The 20,496-nt window shown below is 61.6% G+C and carries 16 protein-coding genes; 14 read left to right on the forward strand and 2 right to left on the reverse strand.

The annotated features are described in order from the left end of the window. Positions 1-70: 70 nt before the first annotated feature. Positions 71-2,815, reverse strand: coding sequence for a LuxR C-terminal-related transcriptional regulator (locus tag LPA36_RS01615; RefSeq protein WP_228874397.1), 2,745 nt, complete (start codon positions 2,813-2,815; stop codon positions 71-73). A gap of 155 nt (positions 2,816-2,970) precedes the next feature. Here LPA36_RS01615 and LPA36_RS01620 point away from each other — a divergent pair, with 155 nt between their 5' ends. Both LPA36_RS01620 and LPA36_RS01625 read left to right on the forward strand, forming a co-directional pair. Beyond that, a complete protein-coding gene (locus LPA36_RS01620; protein ID WP_228874398.1) occupies positions 2,971-4,860 on the forward strand; it encodes a GMC family oxidoreductase in 1,890 nt (629 codons plus the stop codon). A gap of 206 nt (positions 4,861-5,066) precedes the next feature. Then, complete coding sequence (locus LPA36_RS01625; RefSeq protein WP_228874399.1) at positions 5,067-6,653, forward strand: hypothetical protein; 1,587 nt, start codon at positions 5,067-5,069, stop codon at positions 6,651-6,653. Positions 6,654-6,840: 187 nt separating this feature from the next. Here the strand turns inward: LPA36_RS01625 and LPA36_RS01630 are convergent, their stop codons facing one another. Continuing rightward, a complete protein-coding gene (locus LPA36_RS01630) occupies positions 6,841-7,827 on the reverse strand; it encodes a LysR substrate-binding domain-containing protein (protein WP_228874400.1) in 987 nt (328 codons plus the stop codon). A 145-nt stretch (positions 7,828-7,972) separates the two neighbouring features. Here LPA36_RS01630 and LPA36_RS01635 point away from each other — a divergent pair, with 145 nt between their 5' ends. The 12 genes from LPA36_RS01635 (at position 7,973) to LPA36_RS01690 (ending at position 20,294) form a co-directional block, all read left to right on the forward strand. Further along, positions 7,973-8,512: a P-loop NTPase family protein gene (locus tag LPA36_RS01635; RefSeq protein ID WP_228874401.1), complete on the forward strand. Its 540-nt coding sequence runs from the start codon at positions 7,973-7,975 to the stop codon at positions 8,510-8,512. Positions 8,513-8,575: 63 nt separating this feature from the next. Then, on the forward strand, positions 8,576-9,556 hold the full coding sequence (locus tag LPA36_RS01640; RefSeq protein ID WP_267478890.1) for an XdhC family protein: 981 nt from the start codon (positions 8,576-8,578) through the stop codon (positions 9,554-9,556). A gap of 170 nt (positions 9,557-9,726) precedes the next feature. Next, a complete protein-coding gene (locus LPA36_RS01645; protein ID WP_228874403.1) occupies positions 9,727-11,277 on the forward strand; it encodes a 4-hydroxyphenylacetate 3-hydroxylase family protein in 1,551 nt (516 codons plus the stop codon). Positions 11,278-11,326: 49 nt separating this feature from the next. Next, entirely contained in the window at positions 11,327-11,872 is a 546-nt protein-coding gene (locus LPA36_RS01650) for a flavin reductase family protein (RefSeq protein ID WP_228874404.1), read from the forward strand. A gap of 47 nt (positions 11,873-11,919) precedes the next feature. Next, positions 11,920-12,852, forward strand: coding sequence for a VOC family protein (locus LPA36_RS01655; protein ID WP_228874405.1), 933 nt, complete (start codon positions 11,920-11,922; stop codon positions 12,850-12,852). 95 nt (positions 12,853-12,947) lie between these two features. Further along, on the forward strand, positions 12,948-13,715 hold the full coding sequence (locus LPA36_RS01660) for a ribonuclease activity regulator RraA (protein WP_267478891.1): 768 nt from the start codon (positions 12,948-12,950) through the stop codon (positions 13,713-13,715). Further along, positions 13,712-14,155 carry a cupin domain-containing protein gene (locus LPA36_RS01665; protein ID WP_228874407.1) on the forward strand — a complete coding sequence of 148 codons (444 nt, stop codon included), beginning with the start codon at positions 13,712-13,714 and terminating at the stop codon, positions 14,153-14,155. The genes LPA36_RS01660 and LPA36_RS01665 overlap by 4 nt, the downstream gene beginning before the upstream one ends. 49 nt (positions 14,156-14,204) lie before the next feature. Further along, positions 14,205-15,734 carry an aldehyde dehydrogenase family protein gene (locus LPA36_RS01670; protein WP_228874408.1) on the forward strand — a complete coding sequence of 510 codons (1,530 nt, stop codon included), beginning with the start codon at positions 14,205-14,207 and terminating at the stop codon, positions 15,732-15,734. Positions 15,735-15,770: 36 nt separating this feature from the next. After that, the gene (locus LPA36_RS01675; RefSeq protein WP_228874409.1) at positions 15,771-16,184 is read left to right on the forward strand and encodes a RidA family protein; all 414 of its coding nucleotides are present in this window, start codon (positions 15,771-15,773) and stop codon (positions 16,182-16,184) included. A 3-nt stretch (positions 16,185-16,187) separates the two neighbouring features. Next, positions 16,188-17,048 carry a fumarylacetoacetate hydrolase family protein gene (locus LPA36_RS01680; protein WP_228874410.1) on the forward strand — a complete coding sequence of 287 codons (861 nt, stop codon included), beginning with the start codon at positions 16,188-16,190 and terminating at the stop codon, positions 17,046-17,048. A gap of 383 nt (positions 17,049-17,431) precedes the next feature. Next, the gene (locus LPA36_RS01685; RefSeq protein WP_228874411.1) at positions 17,432-19,030 is read left to right on the forward strand and encodes a purine-cytosine permease family protein; all 1,599 of its coding nucleotides are present in this window, start codon (positions 17,432-17,434) and stop codon (positions 19,028-19,030) included. Between the two features lie 148 nt (positions 19,031-19,178). Beyond that, positions 19,179-20,294 (forward strand): porin, encoded by a 1,116-nt coding sequence (locus tag LPA36_RS01690; protein WP_228874412.1) that lies wholly within the window; start codon positions 19,179-19,181, stop codon positions 20,292-20,294. The last annotated feature ends 202 nt before the right edge of the window (positions 20,295-20,496 follow it).

Raw genomic sequence — 20,496 nt, forward strand, 5'->3', positions numbered from 1 at the left:
GTGGCTATGCCTGGGCGGCACCGACTGTCGGCTTACGCGTTTTGCCCCCCGCGCGCAGGCGGCGTGGGTCTCAGCGCGGGCTTTCCGCCTCGACGTCCAGCTTGAGATGGCGCAGGCGTTCCGCGGCTTCGTCCCGGCCGCTTACCCCAAGCTTCGAGAAGATATTCTTGAGGTGCCATTTCACCGTCTCGGGTGTGATGTTCAGGGCCCGGGCGATCTTCTTGTTCGGCATGGCCTGTGCCACCAGTTCGAGAATGTCGCGCTCCCTTACCGATAGGGCAGGCAGCGGCATCACGCCGCGTGTCGGCCCGGCATTCTGCGACGCCGCGGCCTGTTCGCGGTCCGAAGCGTCATGTGCTCCCGCTGCGCTCAGCAGCCGTCGTACATACAAGGCGATGACCGGATCCAGTCGGTCTGATGCCAGGAGTTCTTTTAGCATCGGCGGTATGCGAGGAGACACATCGAGCAGCGTGCGTATCAGCCCAAGGCGGTGGCCGTCCTGGAGCGCTGCCAGCAAGTTCACTCGCGCGGACTCGGGACGGACGCAGCCTTGCTCCGCAAGGGCGAGTTGCAGGCGCAGGCCGACGGCTTGACGTGGTCGCCCGTGTTTCTCGCACAGGTTCACGGCTGCTCCAAGATGCTCGCGTGCGGCGTCGAAGGCGTTCCGGTGCAGATCACGCTCGATGCGGGCACGCAGCCAGCACAGGCGGATGTCGAGCGCCATACCCCCATCGGTCGCGTCGCAACGGCGGCGGACCATGGCATCGAGCCGGTTCAGCGAAGCATCGGCAAGGTCCATCTCGCCCGAGCGCAGATAGAGCCGCACGCGAGCGCATAGCAAGTGCGCGCGCAGCCGGTCGAGGTCGTTCGTGACGGCATAGTCTTCCAGGCGATCCAGGCAGGCAAAGGCATCCAGATGCCGATGCTCTGCCAGGTATGCGCCGGTCTGTATCAACAAGGCGCGCATCACGATGTCCGGCAGCCAGATGCGTTCGATGATGTCGATGCGGCCCTCGAGCAGCCGCCGCGCGGCTTCCGTCTGATTCAGCTCGTACATCGCATGCGCCAGCAGTCCCGCGGCGACGCAGTGCACTTCAATGAAAGCGGGCCCGCGCTTTTCGGCTTCCTGCATGACAGGCCGCAACAGCGATTCCACGAGTCCCAGCCGGCCTTCCACGGCATGGGTGGTAGCGAGGACGCAACGGCTGAGCAACTGTTCACGCGGGGCGCCCTCGGTGTGTTCGTGCACGGCGACGATCGCACGTGCGCGCGCATAGTCGCCGCTCGACAGATACATCCACGCGAGCAGGTTGTCACGTAGTACACACTCATGGACGTCGATGTCTCGCGGCGCATCCAGCAGTGCCGATTCCAGGCGGGCGATGCTCGCGGCGTCATCGTTACGCAGCGCCAGCGCGCCACGCAGAACATTGACGGAGAAGCGTTGACGCGCGTTCAGTTCGCCGGCCACGATCTGTGCGTCGAAGCGTTCGACTGCAGCGGCGATCGCGTCCTGCCCCCGCGCTGGCAGTAGCAGGTAAGCCTCGGCGAGCCGCAGCCGGAAACGTGAGTCGACATGGTCGTGCGGCAGCACACGCAGCAGGCCTGCCAGTCTGCTCATTTCCCCGCGCGCCATCAGGTCCACGGTCGCCGCGTCGACGAGTTCGGCCGCAGCTTCGATGGCGCCGGCCTGCACGGCGTGGTGCACCGCCTCGTCGAGCATGCCGCGTCTGTCGAACCAGTGCCACGCGAGACCGTGCAGCGCCCTCTGCACGGTCTCGGGCAACTTCTGCACGCGTACCTGCAGGGCTTCCCGCAGCAGTGGGTGAAGCTTGTACCAGGTCTCGCTGTCGCGGCCGTGCATCTGCGTGATGAAGAGGTCGTTGGCATCGAGCCGGTTCAGTCGCGTCATGGTAGCGGCCACGGCGTTTGGGTGTCCCACCAGCTCGGCGCATAGCGAGGCGCTGACCGGGTTGCACACCGACATACGCGTGAGCAGGTCCAGGTCTTCCGGTGTCATGTGGACCAGCAGTTCGCTCTCGAAGTAGCTCGAGAACGCCGCCGGGTCGTGCAACGGCACGTGCTGCGTGGGAGCGTCGCGCTGTGCCTTGAGCTTCAGCGCGAACAGTTGCAGACCGGCCACCCACCCCTCGGTCATACGGTGCAGGATCCGGGCTTCGCGCTTGTCGATGCGGTCAAGCTGCACATGCAGGAACGCTTCTGATTCGGCTTCCGTGAAGGCGAGATCTTGCAGTCCCAGTTCCGCCACTTCGTCCTGTGCCAGCAGATGCGCGGGCAGTAACGGCAGTGCAGTCCGGGTGCCGAAAGCGAAATGCAGGTGTGCCGGCGCGTACTGCATCAGGCAGCGCATTGCCCACACCACATGCGGATGGGTCAAGTGCTGAAGGTCATCGAACATCATCATGACCGGGCGTATGTGCGCGGCCAGACCGTCCAGCAGGACGATGATCCAGCGTTCGATGGCCAGTTCGTCGTCACAGCCGCGTTGCAGCATGTCAGCTTCGCGTGTGATGGCAGGATCGATCTCGGTCAGCGTGGCGAGCAGACACTTGCTGAACCGCTGCCATTCGTTGTCGTCCGGATGGACCGACAGCCACGACACGTCGAACCCCATGCCGATCAGGGTTTGCCGCCACGCCAGCAGCGTACTGGTCTTGCCGCTTCCAGCCCGCGCACGTAGCACGAGGCACCGCTTGCGCCTGAGCTCCATCAGGCGGGCCATTAGCGCTTCGCGCGCCATCACGCGACGAGCGCCTCGGGGCGGCACGATCTTCGTGCCGATGGCGGCAAGCATAGGGGAGTCAGGCTGTGTCTGCGGGGAGTAGGGCACTGGCTTGTCTGCGGGAAGAGCGAAGGCGGTCGAGCCGAATTATAGGGCGTTCCCGAACGATCCGGCAGGTAGAGGTTGTTGCGGTCAGAAGGCCTCTGCCTTGGTCCGCAATGTGCAGCATGGACCTTCCGATCAGCCTCCACAGGCCGTCCGGCGCGATCCGGAATGAGTCCGATAAGACGAACGCGTTAACGATGAAAGCGACCCGCGGCCCGGCAGATTTTCACAGGATGAAAATAGCGGCTAGCGACGTCGCGCACGATAAAGGAATACTGGGCTATCCGCACCAAGGCCTCGCATCGCGCGACGCTCGGCACGGCACGTCCCTAAGGCCGCCAGGCCGATCGGACACCTTTGAACTGGCCGGATACGACTTCAACATGAACAATTCAGGGGCCACGCAGCCGGTGGCAGACTACATCATCGTCGGCGCGGGTTCTGCCGGCTGCGTGCTCGCCAACCGGCTCAGTGCGTCCGGGCGCCATAGCGTGCTGCTGATCGAAGCGGGCGGGAAGGACAACAATTTCTGGGTGGACGTTCCCGCAGGCATCGCGTTTCTGCTGTCCAACCCGGCATACATCTGGCCGAATCTCACAAGGCCGACACCGGCGTTCGGGGACCGGTCCCTCGCGCTGGTCCAAGGCAAGCTATTGGGTGGCAGCAGTTCGGTCAATGGCATGTTTTACGTTCGCGGCCACCGTGACGACTACGACAACTGGGCGCGAATGGGTTGCGCCGGCTGGTCATGGGACGAAGTGCTGCCGTACTTCAAGCGCGGCGAATGCTTCGCGGAGGGGAACGGGCAGACGTACGGTCACACGGGCGAACTGAAGCTTAGCTGGATCGCGGATCGGCATCATTCCGCGGATGCGTTTCTGAATGCCGCGCTTCAGGAAGGCATCCCGTTCAACAGCGATATGAACGGAGGCGACCATCACGGCATCGGTGTGCCGGTGGGCACGATCTATCGCGGCAAGCGGCAATCCACGGCCAAGGCGTTTCTCAGGCCAGCAATGGGACGGCCCAACCTTCGGGTCGTCACCCATGCTCTGGTGCGTCGCGTGGTGGTGGAAGGAGGACGTGCCATCGGCGTGGAGTATGAGATCGATGGCGCTGCGCCGGTTACTGTTCGCTGTACGAAGGAAGTCATTCTCAGCGCTGGCGCCCTCAGCACGCCCCATATTCTTCAGCATTCCGGCATCGGGGACGCGCAATACCTGCAGTCCCTCGGGATCACGCCGGTGGCGGATGTGCCCGCTGTTGGAAAAAACCTGCAGGATCATCTGTTCGCGCACATCAAGCTACGAATGCGTAAGAAAACCGACAGCAAGAACAGCCTCATGCGGAGCAAGCCGCGAATGTCGGTGGAAGCTCTCAAGTGGCTGCTGACACGGCGCGGCGAGCTCAACACAACATCGGCACAAGTGGTGGGCTATGTGAAATCCCGCCCGCAGGTCGCCGCGCCCGACCTGCAAATCGTCATGCGTCCGTACACCTTCCACGCGCTTCCGGGCGGTGCCATCGAAATCGACGAGACACCTGGAATTACGGCGTCAGCGGCGCTGCTGCATCCGCATAGTCGTGGCTGCGTGCGTATCGGCTCATCGGATCCTCGGGTACGGGGTCTGGTCGATGCGAACTACCTGTCGGACGAACGCGATCTGCACATGCTGGCCACCGGTATCGATAAAGTTCGCGCGATCCTCAAGCAGAATGCCATTGCCGGTTTGATCCAGAACGAGTCCGAGCCGGGGCCGCATACCGGCGATCCCCAGGCGCTCGCCGACTATCTGCGCCGTTCCGCCGCGACGATTTATCATCCGGTGGGCACATGCCGCATGGGTAGCGACACCGATGCAGTGGTCGACCCGAAGCTGCGTCTGCGTGGGGTGGACGGCCTGCGCGTCATTGACGCGTCGGTCATGCCGGCCATTATTTCCGGCAATACCAACGCACCAACGATCATGATTGGGGAGAAGGGGGCTGATATGGTTCTCGCGGACGCGTAGTACCTTAAGACTGCATTTCAGAAAGATGACGGGCAACCGGGTTCGGTCCTTGAGCGTGCAATACCGGCCGCTCTTTCGGCTATGAATTGAGGTGCAATGAAAAGCCACCTCTCATGTCCGAAAGTTGATTAGTATCTCGTATGCAATCCGGTAGAAGCTCGAACTACTTTCTCAAACAGGGTGTTTCCCAGCTTAGGGTCCGTCTCATGAAACTTTCTACTGCATTTGCTGCCACATTGCTCACTGCGTCATCGGCTTTCAGTGCACCGCCCGCGCAGCCACCACACAATCCTTATCTGGCCGATTCCAATTACAGCATCGGTCACGCCAATTCCGCACAGACCGACTCGACCGTGGATGCAGGGCCGGTCGGGCCGACACGTCAGCTTGGCGACGATGAGATGCGATATCAGGATCTGGGGATGTTCAACCTCGCCTACCTGATTTCGGGTCCGGACAAGAATGGCAAGCGGGTGGTCTGGACGAGCGGTAGCCAGTTCCTGGCCAAGCTCGACTACGACACGTTCGATCTCGTCGCTACACTCCGCTTACCAGGGAATGATCATGCCGATGCGCTCACGCACGAACAGTTTATAAAAGCGCTCGACTCGAAGTCGAGTTTCGATCAGAAGTGGGCAATTGCGCGGAAGTCGGGATACCCGTCGCTCTCCAGCGTTTATACCCTCCTCGATAAAGACAACGAGTATGTCGCCGCGGGCAAGGGATTTGTCAGGATCTACGGAGATGCGACGCCTGGTGACCATCTCTCAGGCATAGTCGTGAAGGCGCAGTGGAACCAGCCCGCCAACGTCACAGGCGAATCCATCGGAATGAACATGACATTTGATGGGCATATCGTGCTGGCGACGGCAGACGGCTATGTCGTGGTGCTTTCGCGTGATTTCAGCGACGTTCAGATCATTCGCCTGCCGGGTGCCGAGGAAGAGATACCCAAGCAGCCCAAAGGCGTGGCATGGATCCGCAACAGCTTCGCGGTCGATGAGAAAGGCGGCATTTACATCGCCTCCCAGCAGCATCTCCACAAAGTAGTGTGGACCGGTTCCCGTCTCTCAACGAGTGAACAGGACGGCGCGTGGAACGAGCCGTTCCGTAACTCGCTGGGACGAGGCACCGGCTCGACCCCCACACTGGTTGGCTTTGGGAGCGATCCCGACAAGCTGGTAGTCATCACCGACGGTGACAAGCTGATGAACGTGACGGCTTACTGGCGCGATGAAATTCCGGCTGACTGGAAGCAGTTGCCCGACGCGCCGTCGCGCCGGATCGCTGGTCTGCGTCCCGCCAACTTCGGTAATCCTAAGCTTGCTGCGGCTCAATCGGAACAGTCGGTCGTGAGTACCGGATACGGCATGCTGGTAGTGAATAACGAGCCCCGCAACGTGCCTGCTCCCATCCAGGCCGACCGGTTATCGAAGAACATGTTCATCGGGTATCTCGCGTATCTGAAAGAATATCTGCCGCACGGAGTACAAAAGTTCGAATGGGATCCGAAGACGCGAACGCTCAACCCGGCCTGGGTCAACAACGACGTCAGTGACATCAACGGCGTGCCGTTTGTCTCGACCGGTTCGGGCCTGGTGTACATGTCGGGTGCGCGAAACGACCAATGGACCCTGGAGGGCATCGACTGGGCCACTGGACAGTCAAAGTTTCATTACGTGCTCGGAGGCGCTCGCTTTAACAGCTTCTACTCGCAACCGGTGATCGATGGCAACGGACGCGTTATGCTTAGCGGACTTTACGGTCCACTGCGGATTCAGCCGAAGCAGTAGGACGCGCGCAACGTCCGAATGGGCGCATCCATGGTCGCGTGGAAATTCTATTGAGTTCTCACGCGACCAAGTCAATCAGACACAAGTCTTAGTTGCGAGCCGAATCCAAGCGTCGCCGCAGTTCCCGACCGCTGGCGGCCAACTGCTTCGGCCTTCCATCGAAGGTGCATACTTGACGAACGCATTGTTAAACCGGCACACCCACGCTTGCGTCGTCGCTGAAGTTCTCACCCAGCGCTGCCAACATCCCGTCACGCGTCTCATGGAAAACGCGCCGCACCAGTTGATGTGACGTGGTCGCATGACGCTCCTTGCGCCACACAAGCCCAACATGCATGCGCACATTGGGCAGTACCAGCGGCAACTCCACCAGCAGCCCCAGCGCCGCGAAATGCCGCGCGATACCGCGTGACAGGAAGCCGATCGAGTCGGTGAGTTGCAATACGCCCACATTGGTTAACGTCGAAATCGACTCGATGTGCCGTCGTGGCACCGAGACCTTGTGATGCGCGAGGAAGTCGTCGATCGGGCCGCGCGTGAAGGCGCCGGTCGGCGGCAACACCATCGGGTAGCCGTTGAGCATGTCCCAACGCAGCCGCTGCACGCTCGCGAGCGGATGATTGCGGCGCACCACCACGACAATGGGATCCTGATAGAGCAACTCGCTTGAAAACTCGGCGCCCAACGGGCGAGGCGGCAGATTGCCGACGATGATGTCGATATCGCCCGCGCGCAGCGGCGGCAGCAGCGCATCCATGGTGCCTTCGAGCAGCGACACCGTGGTTTCGACCGATTCCGCTTCGAGTCGCGCGATGAACTGCGGCATTAGCACCGTGGCGGCCGCGGGTTGCACGCCCATCGACACGCGCGAGATTCGGCCCTCGCTGATATCGCGCATGTCGTCACGCACATTCGACAACTGATCGAGGATGCCGCGCGCGTGACGGATCAGGCACTCGCCGTGTTCTGTCGGCTCCATGCCGCGCGTGGTGCGGTCGAACAGTGTGACCTCGAGCCCCTCTTCAATCGTGGCGAGCGTCTTGGAGACAGCCGGTTGGCTGACATTCAGATAGCCGGCCACACGCCCGACACTGCGAAAATCGTCCAGCGCGACCAGTAACTGCAGATGGCGCAGTTTGAGGTTGGTGCGGATATACCAGTCAAGTTTCGCCACATCGATCACCCATAACTTAACGGAATAAATAAAGGGCAGATTATTCAATGGATCTCATGTTGTCAATCCGTCAAACTTTGTCGTGCCGACGTGCGGCCAGCTATTTGAGCGCCCGCTTGCGGTCAAGAAAAATGGAGGAAGACACATGAGCTACCACGCTGACGGCACGTTCGCCGTGCATGCCTGCCGCGCGCTGCGACAAGCACCGGTGCGCCTTGCGCTTAATGCGCTCACGACTTGCGATGGCGCGCTGGTGAACGTCAGTCTGCGAGTGAAGGCCGGTGAAATCGTTGGGATTGCAGGTGCGCCGGGCAGTGGCCAGCGGGCGCTGGCGGACGCCTGCCTGGGCCTGCGCGCGGTGGAAGGCGGGTCGATCCGTTCGGAGCGCCCCGTGCGCGCAATTCAGGATGCGGCTGCGGCCGGTATTACTGGCGAGCCTTCCGGCATCTATATCGTCGACGAATCGACGGTGTGCGGCGAAGGTGTATCCGCACGGGCCGCCCGCCATCGGCGACTGCGTAAGCTGGCTGAACAGGGCGCCGCGATCCTGCTGATTTCTCCGGATTTGGACGCGCTGATGGCTCTTTCACATCGCCTTCCGGTGATGCGCGAAGGTCGCCTCGTCGCGGAATTCGAACGTCCCGATTTTCACGAGCCGTCCATCCTTGAATACTTCTCTCATTGAGTCTGCGTCGGGGCACTGCAAAGGCGTCTGCGACGCCCCGCGTCGGCCGAAGGCGTCCCCATCATGAGTCCACAACTGGCAGTTTTCGAAGATCTGCGTAGCTGGCTAAGCACAGGCCACCGCGCGGTCCTGCTGACGCTGATCCACGCCTGGCCATCGTCGTCGCGCCCATGCGGCGCGTTATGCGCGATCCGCGAGGATGGGCGGCTTTCCGGTTCGGTGTCAGGCGGTCTGATCGAAGACGAATTGATCGATCTGGTCCGCGCCGGGACTTATTGGAACCGGCCGCCGCGCCTGTTGCGCTATACCAGTGATTCAGACGACCCGTCGGTCAGCCGGTTGCCTGCAGGTGCGCACCTGACGCTCGCACTGGAGCCGGCGCCGCAACTGGACGACGCGGTCGCGGTGACCGATGCCTTGCGCGCGCGCCGCGTGGTCGCGCGGGAACTCGATCTGCAAACTGGACTCGTGCGTCATCGTCTGTTGCACGCGACGGCGAGCGGCGCGATCAACGCTGGCCCTGATACTGTGCGCACCGTTCTGCAGCCATCCTGGCGGGTGTGGCCCGTGGGTAAGACGCCGGGCGCGCAGATCGTGCGGCGACTCGCGCGCTTCGTGAACTTCGAGGTCGTGGACGCCGACGCGGACCTGCTGGCCGTGGCGGCCGGCTCCGCCTCCCAGGCCGATAATGGTTGGAATGGCACGATGGTGGACGCAGAACAGATCGAACTCGCCGATCTCGACCCCCTGACTATCGCATTGGTCTTCGACGATGTGCCGCAGCGTCTGAAGGCCGTCCTGAGCGATGCGGTTACCGCCGCACAGGCGCGCTCATGCGTGCAGGTCCAACCCGAATCGATGTCGGGCGCCACTCTGTCCACGGAAGGCGCTTCCAGAGTGTTTGTGTCGCCCGGACGGACGCCTGAGGAGATTGCCGTAATGGCGGTCGCCGCGCTGATCGAGCTGCGTGCGGCACCACGTGCGCAAAGCGATGGCCGGCGCGTGCCGGATGCGGCGTGGCTGGAAGCTGAGCCAGTGGTATAGGGTTACTGCCGACATTACTCTAAGGTTATTCAAGCGGCGTGTTTTTTCATTCGACAGTAATGTTTTGATTGGCGAAGATCTACCCATCGATGAAGCCCGCACGGCTGACCTGTTTTCAAATGATTGCCAGTCTGCCAAGCAGCAGACGATGTACCGACGGAGACGGATAGATGTCCGAAAATTTGCACAACGCCGATAACAAAGCCTTTATTCCTTTCACCGGCGCGGAATTCCTGAAGAGCCTCGACGACGGCCGTGAGGTCTGGATTTACGGTGAGCGTGTGAAAAATGTCGCGGAACATCCGGCGTTTCGCAATTCGGCACGCATGATCGCGCGGATGTATGACGCGCTGCATGATCCGAAGCGCAAGGAAATCCTGACCACGCCGACCGAGTGGGGCGGCTTCACACAGCGTTTCTTTCGCGCGCCGCACACAGTGGCCGAGCAGGTCGCGCAACGTGACGCCATTGCTGAATGGCAGCGCTGCGCATGGGGTTGGATGGGCCGCTCGCCGGACTACAAAGGCTCGTTCCTCGGCACGCTCGGCGCGAACGCGCAGTTCTACAAGGGCTTCGAAGAGAACGCCACGCGTTGGTACCGCAAGGCGCAGGAGCGCACCTGGTACGTGAATCACGCGATCATGAATCCGCCGGTCGATCGCGATCTGCCGCCGTCGGAGTCCTCGGACGTGTTCGTGCGGGTGGTGAAGGAAACCGATGCCGGCATTTATGTGAGCGGCGCGAAGGTGGTGGCGACGGGATCGGCGCTCACGCACTACACCTTCATTGCGCACATTGCACAGGTGCCGGTACAGGACCCCAAGTTTTGCCCGGTCTTCATCATGCCGACCAATGCGCCAGGCGTGAAGCTGCTGTGTCGCGTGTCGAACGAATATCGCGCTGCGGTGCTCGGCAGCCCCTTCGACTATCCGCTCTCGAGCCGCCTAGACGAAAACGACGCGATCCTTGTGATGGACAACGTGTTCATCCCGTGGGAAGACGTGTTCATGCACGGCGATGTCGAGCAAGCGAACAAGTTCAACACGGGTTCGGGCTTCCTCGAGCGGGCGTCGATGCATGGTTGCACGCGCTTCGCCGTGAAGATGGATTTCATCGTCGGGTTGCTGACGCGTGCTCTGGAAATCACGGGTGCGAAGAGTTTCTTCGGCGTGCAGGCGCAGTTGGGCGAAGTGATCGCATGGCGCAACACGTTCTGGGCATTGTCCGACGCCATGGCCAAGAGCGAGGTGCCCTGGAACGACATGATTCGCCCCGACCCGCATTTCGCTGGCGCGTATCGCGTGTTGAATCAGGAAGCAATGCCGCGCGTGAAGAACATCATCGAGCAGGTGGTGGCGAGCGGTTTGATCTATCTGAACTCGCATGCCAACGACTTCAAGGTGCCGGAGATTCGCGGCTATCTGGACCGCTATGTGCGCGGCTCGGGCGGCGCTGACGCCGAAGAACGCGTGAAGGTGATGAAGATGCTGTGGGATGCGATCGGCACCGAGTTCGGCGCACGCCACGAGCTTTATGAAATCAACTACATCGGCAGTAACGATGTGACGCGTCTCACCAATCTGTATGCGGCGCAGGGCAGCGGCAATCTCGATCGCTTCAAGGCGTTCGCGCAATCGGCCATGGACGAGTACGACCTCAATGGCTGGACCGTCCCCGACCTGGTGAATCCGGATGACGTCAGCATCCTGACGCGCCGGTAAAGCGCGCGCGATAACGGATGAGTGGAGAAGACGAACTATGTTGCAAAGCATGACATCGCGCCCACCCGCAAGCGACGCCTTGCGCCAGGGTGCAAGCACGGACGAACAGACCACACCGGCTTTCACCGCGCGTGAGTTCCGCAACGCGATGGGCCAGTTCGCGACGGGCGTCGTGGTGATTTCGACCGAAATCGGCGGCGAGCCGCATGCGATGACCGCCAATGCGTTCATGTCCGGTTCGCTGGAACCGCCGCTCGTGCTGGTATCGGTTGCCTGCACGGCGCGCATGCACGAGAAGATCCGGAATGCGGGCATGTTCGGAATCAGCGTGTTGGCGCATGGTCAGGACGACATCAGCCAGCATTTCGCGGGCAAGCCTTCGGAGCGCTACGCGCCGGTGTTCGAGCGCGTGGGTGGTGTGCCGGTGATCGAAGGCGCGGCGGTGCGTCTTGCCGCGCAGTTGCGGCATGCGTATCCGTGCGGCGATCACACGTTGTTCGTCGGCGAGGTGCACGAGATGTTCACGCACACCGACGCGCCGCAACCACTTCTGTTTCATGCGGGCCGGTATGGCCGGCTCGCCGAGTCGAACTGAACGCGCATCGCCGCATCATCTGATTACGCACATTTAAAGTGACTGCCATGCCAACAGCAATCGACATCGCGCAGGTGACCTACGAGGCACCGGATCTCGCCCTGATGGAGCGCTTCATGACCGATTTTGGTTTGACGCGCGCCGACGGCGATGCTCACACGTTGTACATGCGCGGCGCGGGACGTCAGCATCATCTGCACGTCACGCGTCGTGCCGAGCGCGCGCGTTTTGCCGGTGCGAGCCTCGAAGTCGCGAGCCGCGCGGAACTCGACGAACTGGCCGCGCTCCCGGGATCTTCGCCCGTGACGGCGAGCGACGAGCCGGGCGGCGGCTGGCTCGTGCGCATGACAATGCCCGACGGATTTGCGATCGATGCGATGTGGGGCCGCGCCTCGTCTCCCGCGGTCGAGCTGCGCGAACCCAACGCGCTCAACGACGCCGTTCGCAAGCCGCGTGTGAATGCGTCGGTGCGAGTGAAGCGTGCGCCGTGCGAGGCCTTGCGTCTCGGTCACTTCGTCCTGCACGTGAGCAATCACGACGAGTCGGTGAAGTGGCTCACCGAGCGCTTCAATCTTCTGCCATCCGATCATTTTGGATTGCCTGGAGAAGAGGCGCGGATTTTCGGCACGTTCCTGCGCTTCAATCGTGGCGCTGAACTCGTCGATCATCACAGCATCCTCGTGCTGCAGTCGGAGAAGGTCGGTTTGCACCATTGCTCGTTTGAGGTCACCGATCTCGATGCGGTGATGGGCGCGCACGACTATCTCCTCTCGCAAGGCTGGACACTCGATGTCGGCGTTGGACGTCATCTGATGGGCAGCCAGATTTTCGACTACTGGAAAGACCCGTTCGGGTTCCGCGTCGAACACTACACCGACGGCGACGTCGTCGATGCGACGCACCAGCCGGGTGTCTTTACCGGCACTGCCGCCGAAACTACGCAATGGGGCATGGAGCCGCCGCTGGAATTCTTCCAGTAAAGCCCTAACACCGCAAACCCGCGTCACTGCGCGTTCTGAACGGCCGTTTCATCCCGGCCGGGGGCGCGCTCACGCCTGAATCGAGCGAATACCTGATGATCACAACGCAATTGGACCCCAGTCCGGCGGCCGTGCCGCTCCCGGAAGAGACCCGCGCACGTTTGATGAAAGTAGGTTCCGCCAATGTCGCGAACGTGCTGCTCAAGCACGGTTTTCGCAATGTCTATCTGCTCGGTGTCGCGCCGCTCGCGCCTGAGCAGGGGCAACTGGTGGGCCGCGCCTACACGCTGCGCTTCATGCCGGCCCGCGAGGACGTCGACTCGATGGCGAACTATGGCCGCGACGACAACAAGCATCGCCGGGCGATCGAAGAGTGTCCGCCGGGCGCGGTGCTCGTGATCGACGCGATGGGCAGCACACGCTCCGCCGCGATGGGCGACATGATGGCCGCGCGCCTGAAGCAACGAGGCGTGGCTGGCGTCGTCACTGACGGCGGCTATCGCGACGCTCCGGCGATCCGCGAAACCGGCTTGCCCTGCTACCAGAAGCAGGCGGCGCCGCCCGCCACGCCGATCGCGATGCATCCGGTCGAACTCGACGGACCGGTTGGCTGCGCGGGCGTTGCGATCTATCCGGGCGACGTGATTGTCGGCGACGCGGAAGGCGTCGTCGCGATTCCTGCCGCGCTGGTCGACGAAGTCGCGGCGCAGGCGCTCGACGCCGTCGAATACGAAGCGTTTGCGGCGCTGCATATCGCGCGCGGCCGCTCGATCTTTGGCCTCTTTCCCGCGACGCCGGAAAGCCGGTCTGAATATGACCAATGGGTGGCCGCCGGCCGTCCATCACTGGAGGATGCGCAATGACGCCCGACGTCAACACGATGAAGCCGCTCGAAGTGCTGATCCGCACGCAGGAGCTCGATCCGGCGCAATGGATCGACTTTCCTGAATACGGGTTTCGTCAGTACTTCCTGTGGAAAAACACCGAAACGGGCGCGAGCATCGCGTTGCTCGAATACGAGAAGGGCGGCCGCATTCCGGTGAAGCATAAGCATGCATCCAATCAGTTCATGTACTGCCTCGAAGGCGATTACGAGTACACGGACGTGAGCCTGCGTTTGCGCCCCGGCTCGTTTTACATGAACCCGAAGGGCAATCCGCACGGACCGACCATCGCACACGAGCGTAGCGTGCTGATCGAAATCTATGACGGCCCGCACTACGACGAGAAGCCCGTGTTTCATACGGACGAAACCATTGGCGGATTCCTGTCGAAAAACGCCCCACTGGATGAGGATGCGTAAGCGCCTCGATGCGCTGCGTACCTGTTAATCCTTTCACGAGAGAACCACGATGTTTGATGCAAAAACTATCCTCGAGGCGGCTGGCGTTGCACGCGTGCAGTCAGGCGCCTACGTTCCCCACGCGGGTTGGACCGCAACGCAAGGCCGCGCGACCTTCGACGTCACCTGTCCCGCGGACGGCGAAACTTATGCGCGTATTGCCGGCGCTACCGAAGCCGAATACGAATCCATCGCGCAGGCGGCCGTCGCCGCACAGCGTAAGTGGCGCATGGTACCGGCGCCACGTCGAGGCGAGCTGGTGCATCGCATTGGCGAACTGATCGCGCAGAACATGGAGACGCTCGCCGCGGTCGTCGCGCTCGATACCGGCAAGTCGCTCATGGAAGCACGCGGCGAGCTGAAAGAGTGCGTGGACATGGCGACGCTCGCCGCCGGTCAGTCCCGGATGCTCTTCGGTTTCACGCAGCAATCACAGCGCGCGAAACACCGCATGTATGACCAGTGGCTGCCGCTCGGCGTCGCCGCTGTGATTTCCGCCTACAACTTCCCCGCGGCAGTGTGGGCGCAAAACGGTTTTCTGGCTGCAATCGGCGGGAATACGGTGATCTGGAAGCCGAGCCCCAAGGTGCCGTTGACTGCGATTGCGATCCAGAACATTGCGAATCAGGCGATGAAGGAAATGGACTGCGAAGGCGTCTTTTCACTCTTCATTCCCGAGAGCAACGAGGTGGCCGAGCTGATCGTCACCGACCCGCGCATTGCACTCGTGTCGTTCACGGGTTCGTCGCAGGTGGGCCGCAAGGTGGCCAACATCGTTGGCGGCACGCTGGGACGGCGCTACATGCTCGAGTGTTCGGGTAACAACGGTTGCATCGTCGACGAAACCGCGGATCTGAAGCTCGCGGCGCGCAGCATCACGTTCGGCGTAGTCGGTACGACCGGCCAGCGTTGCACCAGCACGCGCCGCGTGATCGCGCATCGCAGCGTGGTCCGTGAGCTGACTGAGTTGCTGAAACAATCGTTCGCGCAGATCAAGGTAGGCGATCCGCGTGAGCAGGACGCCGTGGTCGGTCCGTTGATCGATCGTGCCGCCGTCGGCGACTTCGCCAACGCAATCACGATGGCGCGCGAACTGGGCGGCAACGTGGTGTATGGCGGCAAGCGGATCGACCGTCCTGGCTACTACGTCGAGCCGACCATCGTCACCGGTGTTCAGCCGCAATGGCAATGCGTGCAGCACGAGACCTTCGCGCCAATTCTCTACGTGATGGTCTACGACGATCTCGAAGAAGCACTACGCATTCACAACGACGTACCGCAAGGGCTTGCGTCGGGCATTCACAGTATGCATCTGGGCAACATCGAACTGTTTCTTTCGGCAGCGGGCAGCGACTGCGGCATCGCCAAGGTCAACATGGGCACGACCGGTGCGGATGTCGGCGCGGCGTTCGGCGGCGAGAAAGAAACAGGTGGTGGCCGTACGGCGGGATCGGACGCGTGGAAAGGCTACATGCGACGCCAGAGCGTCTGCGTGAACTGGGGCGGTCAATCGCCCTGGGATGCACGCATCAAGCTCTGAACCAACCGATTACCGAACTATCAGGAGAGTGCCGCAATGGCAGCCAAGAAGGAACGCATCATTTCTGCGGCCGTGAACGAACCGCCCGCGCAACTCTGGTCGAACTGTCTGCGCGTGGGCGATGTTGCTTACGTGTCGGGCATGACCTCGCGCGGGCCGGATCGCGAGAGCGTGCTCGGCGATAACGAATACGAGCAGGCCAAAGTCGTGTTCCAGAAGATCAAGGACATGGTGGAAGCTGCGGGCGGTGTGATGGACGACGTCGTGAAGATGACGATTTTCGTTACGCGTATCGGTCACAACACGGAAGTGTGGCGCGCTCGCAAGGAGTTCTTCACAGGTGATTTTCCCGCCTGCACGCTGGTTGAAGTGCGCTCGCTCGCGAAGCCGGAGATCCTGCTGGAGATCGAGGCTATCGCGCATATCGGATGCTCGGCGAACAAGGACTGATCGATGAAGCTGATGTCTTATGTCACCTCGCAAGGCGCGAGCTATGGCCTCGTCGAAGGTGAACGGGTATACGACCTCGCGCTGCGTCTTGGGCCGTCGTGTCCGGATCTGAAGAGTGCGTTGGCGAATGATGCGCTTGCACGGATCGCTGGGCGTTTGATTGCGGGCGACGCGGATTTCCGCGTCAGCGACATCGTCTTCCTGCCGCTGATTCCGAACCCGGGGCGGATCTTTTGCGTGGGTCTGAACTATAAGGCGCATCGCGAGGAAACGAACCGCGCGGATACGCCGGACCCGGTGCTGTTCATGCGCGGCGCGCAATCGCAGACTGGCCACGAACGGCCGCTGCTGTGCCCGATCGAATCGGACGCATTCGACTTCGAAGGCGAAATCGCGGCGGTGATCGGCACGGGCGGCCGACGTATCGACGAAGCGCGCGCGCTCACCCATGTGGCGGGACTGTCCTGCTACAACGATGGCTCGGTGCGTGACTGGCAGGCCCGCTCGACGCAGTGGACCGCCGGCAAAAACTTTCCGGCGACGGGTGCGTTCGGCCCGTGGCTGGTCACACCGGACGAATTGCCGCTGGATCGTGACATCTCGCTGGTGACGCGTCTGAACGGCAAGGAAGTGCAGCGCACGACGACCGACCTGATGACGTTCCCGCTCGCCAGGCTGGTTGCGTTCATTTCGACATTCACCACACTCGAAGCGGGCGACGTGATCGTGACGGGCACGCCGGGCGGTGTCGGCTTCAAGCGCACGCCACCCCTTTTCATGAAAGACGGCGATGTGGTCGAAGTCGAAGTGGACGGTATTGGAACGTTGCGCAATCCGGTGATCAAAGAGCGGCGCGCGGCGTGACGTCCGAGGCGCGGCGTCGCGCCGTCAGCTGACGCACGTCGCGAATCAGGGGAGATGGAGGAGACACGTCGCGCTACCTGATTCGTGCACCATAAAAGCAATAGCAGTCAGTACTGCAAAGGAGGACGGAATGGAGCGTGCGGTCCATTACCGGGCGTTCACCGTCGCTGTGCGAGGTTAAGCGGCATGGCGTGTGAGCGACGCGGTTCCGGGGCCGCAGCAAGGGTGTTGTGTCGCGTTGTCCAACCGTTACAGGGGCCGATTGCCATCGGCCTTTCCCTTATCCGTTTCCAGACCAGTAAGGGCTGGAAGCAGCAGCTTGCCGCGACTGCACAGGGTGGTCCGTCGGGTGCTGCATTCGCCTCATCAGGAGGAGTCGCAACATGCATGTCCATAAACAACAGGCGCCTGCCTTGCGCGTCAGCGCAACCGAAGATCCGGTCGCCGCGGCCAAACAGCGCCAGGCCGATTACGTCAACCACGCCGTGCCGCTCACCGCACGTGTGGGACGCTGGCAACTCACCATGTCCTACTGGTCGCTGTTGAGCGCGATGTGCTGGGTGTTCTTCGGCGCGCTGGCCGCCACGCTGTACGGTACGGTCCCCGCGCTGATCGCGCTCGCTGTCACCATTGCGTGCATGTCGCTGCTTGGGCCGATGTTCACCCGCAATAGCGTACTCGGCGGTTTGAGCAGTACGCTGCTGTCGCGTCGCCCGTTCGGACTGCTCGGCGGTACGCTGACCTCCCTGCTGATGGCCGCGATGGTCACGTACTACACGATCTTCGAGAGCAGCACGCTCGCGGTCTCGCTCAAGCTGTATTTTGGCGGCGGACTGCCCATGTGGTTCTGGTATGCGCTGGTGTCGCTGGCGATGCTGCCGCTCATGCTGGGCAGCGTACAGAGCTGGATGGCGAAGCTGAACGGCTTTCTGTTGCCGTTCTACGTCGTCGGACTGGCGGCGGTGGTGGGTATGGCCGTGTTCCACACGGATCAGGGCAGTGCGTGGCTGCATTTCAGCGGCGTCGTTCCGCAGGTCGCCCGTCCCATTCCGGGCTGGCTAATGGGCTTTTGCCTGCTGATGGGCACGTGGCCGCTGATTCTGACGGGTACCGATTTCGCACGCTTCGGCAAGGTCGAGGACAGCGGCTTTCATGAACACACGACCTTTGGTTTTCTGTTCTATCTCTGGCTGTACGGCGCGAACGGTCTCGCTGGCATCTATCTGGTCCGCACGATGCTGCCGCATGATCCGACTCAGGAGGCGGGTGTCGTACAGGCGATTCTGTCGAGCGGAGGCTTGCTCGGATTGCTGTTGATCATCGTCACGCAAACCCGTATCAGCACACTGAACTACTACGAGGCGTCGATGAACTTCGAGCGCCTTGCAGCGGGCACGCTCGGTATCAAGCTCGGACGCATGGCGTGGGTGCTGATTGTCGGCGTACTGACTTTCGTGCTGATGCTCACTGACGTATTCAGCTATCTGATGCGCGCATTGCAGTGGCAGAGCGCGTTCTTCCTAGGTTGGATCGCGATCGTGGCGACCCACCTCTGGCTCAATCCGCATGAGCGAAAAGATGGCCTCGAGTTTCGCGCGAATCGTGTGGCGCTCGTTACGCCGGGGTTGATCGCATGGATCATTTCGGGTGCCGTGGGCATTGCTCTCACGGAAAGCAGGTCGGTGCCTGCGCTCGCCAACGCGCTTGCTTCGCCTATTTCCCTGGTTGTCGGGGTAGGCCTTTATCTGCTGCTGTGGAAACTGATGCCGGTGCGCGCCCGAGGTCACGCGCTGGATCCTCGCCGTGAAGTGAGTGATCCGCGCCACGCCTGGATCGAGTGCGCGAGTTGCAACAATGGCTACACAGCCTATGAGACGGATCGCGACCCGCAACAGGGTAGTGCGATTTGTGACGAGTGCGCGACTTTGACGTGCATGGGTGTGCGCAGCGCGTCTCCGCTCTCTGCAGCAACCGCTGATTGATTCAAGATGGGTCCTTATCCGCTCGCTTTATGAGTGGATAAGGAACGTGACGGCGGTGCGTGTCTCGTCGATTCAATTCGTATATCTGATCAATTCGTATATCTAATTAAAAGTTGAAATTTGAAATCGGGTTTAAGGAGAGCAGGTAATGAAGATGTCGCTAAAGTGGTGGGGGGCGCTGATCGTGTGCGCGGGTGCGCAGGCACAGGCGCAGGCGGACACGGGCAATAACAGCGTGACGCTGTTCGGCGTGATGGACGCGGGCATCACCTATGTCAGCAATGAAGGTGGCCACGGCAATGCAAAGTTCGACGACGGTATCCTTTCGCCGAACATGTTCGGGTTGAAGGGTAACGAAGACCTGGGCGGCGGATTACATGCTGTATTCACGCTGGTCAATCAATTTGCAGTTGGGACGGGCGCGATTCAGCCACCTGGTAAAGGCATCTTCGGCCGCAACGCGTGGATTGGACTCGACAGCGATCAATACGGAAAATTGACGCTCGGAAATCAGTATGACTTCATGACCGACGCGCTGTTTTTTGGACGTACCGATGCGGCGATGTCGGTGGGCGGCCTCTACAATTTCCGCGCGGGTCCGTTCAACAAGATCGCGATTCCTTATAACCCGCCATACGCAGGGCAGTTCGACTGGGATCGTATGTCAGGACAAACGGTCACCAATTCCGTCAAGTACTCGTCACCGTCGCTGGCGGGCTTCCGTTTCGGCATGCTGTACGGCTTCGGCGGCGTACCGGGGTCGATCGGTAGTGGCAATACGGTTAGCGCGGGCATCAATTACGACAACGGACCGTTTGGCGCGGCTGCGGCCTACACCGAGGCAAAGTATCTGAGCGCGGGCGCGCCTGAAGTCGGCATCCGCAACTGGGGCGTCGGTGCGCACTATCAACTCGGTAGCCTGACGACCAATGCCCTCATCACAACGGTTCGCAATACGCAGAACGGCGGTGCAATTGCAGAGGGCGAAATCGGCGTCGAATATCTCGTGACGCCGAGCGTGCAGTTGGGCGCGGACTATATGTACATGAAGGGCAACGACTTCCTGAACAATAACCACGCTCATCAGGTAACCGCAGTGGCGGATTACTTCCTGTCGAAGCGTACGCTGGTGTATGTGGAGGCGGTGTATCAGCGCACCAATTCGGGTGCGCAGGCGTTGATCAGCGGTGTGCTCGATGCTGACGGAACATCGAGCGGGCCGAGCCAGTTCCTTACCCGAGTGGGTGTCGAGACGCGTTTCTAGACTGGCACTGACGGACTTCGCGCGGCACGGTCCATGGCTCGGCGCGGTTGAGGCCAAAGTGGACGGGGCCGCCCGATCGGGCGGCTTTCGGGAGCACTGTGAGGTGGCAGAAACGGAACGGCGCGAGGACGCGACAGGTGCGCGACGTAGTCACATTTTTTGCCGCGTCGATTTCCGATATCCCGTTCAGCGCAAACGGGTC

Source organism: Paraburkholderia saeva (assembly GCF_907164555.1).
GTDB lineage: Bacteria > Pseudomonadota > Gammaproteobacteria > Burkholderiales > Burkholderiaceae > Paraburkholderia > Paraburkholderia saeva.